This window comes from Prevotella sp. AM42-24 (assembly GCF_003461825.1).
In the GTDB taxonomy this organism is placed as follows: Bacteria; Bacteroidota; Bacteroidia; order Bacteroidales; family Bacteroidaceae; genus Prevotella; species Prevotella hominis.
This window is the reverse complement of record NZ_QTXV01000124.1, coordinates 1-1,946: the sequence shown is the minus strand read 5'-3', so window position 1 is coordinate 1,946 and position 1,946 is coordinate 1. Positions and strand designations below refer to the sequence as shown.

Annotated in this window: 2 protein-coding genes; both read left to right on the top strand. The window is 51.0% G+C overall.

All coding sequences use genetic code 11. From position 1 onward, the window contains the following. Window positions 1-1,309, top strand: a 1,309-nt coding sequence (locus DW917_RS16460) for a T9SS type A sorting domain-containing protein (protein WP_147344246.1), incomplete at its 5' end; no start/stop codon positions are given. Between the two features lie 104 nt (window positions 1,310-1,413). After that, window positions 1,414-1,946 (top strand): hypothetical protein (locus tag DW917_RS16455; RefSeq protein ID WP_233524808.1); only part of this gene is annotated, 533 nt, incomplete at its 3' end.

Sequence of the window (1,946 nt, the reverse complement as noted above, 5' to 3'; positions counted from 1 at the left end):
TTATATGGCAGAGTTGAGCTATGACCTCACACCGGACAGGGAATTCTCAGACTATTGCCGCAAGCGTACCGTCATGCTCATAGATCCAAGCGGTGAAGGTGATTTCGACATCAACAGCAACAGTAACATAAGATGCTCCAAGCCTGATATGACAAGGGGCAAGACCATATTCCGCAATATCCTATGGGATGCAGACGGAAGCGGAAGCGATGTGTTCACATTCGCCTATTATGACGGAATTTCCTATGATGCCACTCCTACGCCGTCAAGTTGCGAGAATGGAGTTCCACGCAATGACGGGTATATCGACATCGGCATCAACATCGGTACACCAGTCTATTCCTATGTGCTCAGCGTTGACACCGTTGCAGGAAAGGTAAAAGGAGAAACCATTGCCAGAGGAACATTCTTCGGTGACACGCATAGAATCACGAATCTTGCCCCCGGAGCCTATGCGCTGTCCGTATCACAAGGTGGAGGCAACGAGATTTATGCCACTGGCAACGCACTCTACACCTCATACTCACATGACACCAGGACCTATCTGTCTGGCGACATCTCATGGACGGTGAACGATACAAAATCAAACTACCGTGTGGGATTGGAGCCAAGCCTCACGGACGAGATCACCCAATATGGCTTCGACGTGCGGGGCGACAAGGCGCATATCATAACCGGTGGATATACAAGCCTAACCAAATATGTCACCATCAAGCCGGGCGATGTGCTCAATGTTACAGTCCGCAATATGCAGGTCACATACAAGTTGAACGGACAGACCGTGCATCATGAATATGTCTGGTCACTTCGTGCATGGCGGTTCTGCATCAAGTACGGAAAGGGCGAGACACATATCACAGACCTTACCGTAAACGGTACGCCTGTAACCTCATTCACCACAAGGGGCAACGTGCAGATAGAAACACCCAAGAAGTGTACGACAACGATGACCGTCTATGTCGGCAGCGAGTGTGATGCAAGTATGCCTAACGGAACACAGGCAAGGGAGAACCATGTGGGCAGCTCGGACAGACAGGCTGACAACTCCTTCATTTCTGGAGAAGACGAGAATTTCACTGTCAATGGCAACGGTTCTACGACAGGCATCTACGAGGCTAAACTCACACAGGACAAGCCTTCTGCAGCCACATTGATGGTGTTTGACGTATCAGGCAAACTGGTAGTGTCACGCCAAATGACAGGCGAAAGCGTCAAGCAGGCCGACTTCAAGGTTCCCGCATCGGGTGTGTATGTCGTGAAGGCAATCTCCGAGAATGGGGAGCATACAAGGAAAATCTCAGTAAAGTAACTTAAAGGAAGATACGCATGAAGAATTATATACAGAAGGTGGCGTGGGCATTGGTTTTACTGCTTGCCGCCACACTGTCCCTTTCGGCAAAGGACGGGACAGCCGTGAGAAAACTCTTCAAGAAGGGTGTCTCTGACAGTATCTCCGTAGGAGGTAGCAAACTGGTCGTTCTTCAGAAAGACCTCATTCGGAACAGAAGCCTTTCCGTGAACTCTATCGGAGAGGAGAATGTTCCTGAGCTTGACTTTGCCATGACCAACGTCACGGCAGGAGGACATGGCTACCGTTTTCTCCCTCACGGAACCCATTTCACAGGCGAGGGTGCGACTGTCAAGATAAAGTATGACCGCACGAGAATACCAAGCGGCTATACCGAGGACGACATCCTTACCTATTACTACGACCCGGCCGAGAAGCATTGGGTTGCGTTGGAGCGTGTGCGTGTGGACAAGAAGGAAGAGTGTGTCGTTTCAAAGACGACCCACTTCACCGACATGATCAACGGCGTGATACATGCACCGGAGTCACCGCAGACCGAAGGCTTTGCCCCGACGATGATGAACGACATCAAGGCGGCAGACCCGACGGCGAAGCTCAATGTCATTGCGCCTCCAAGCGCAAACAACCGTGGCTCTGC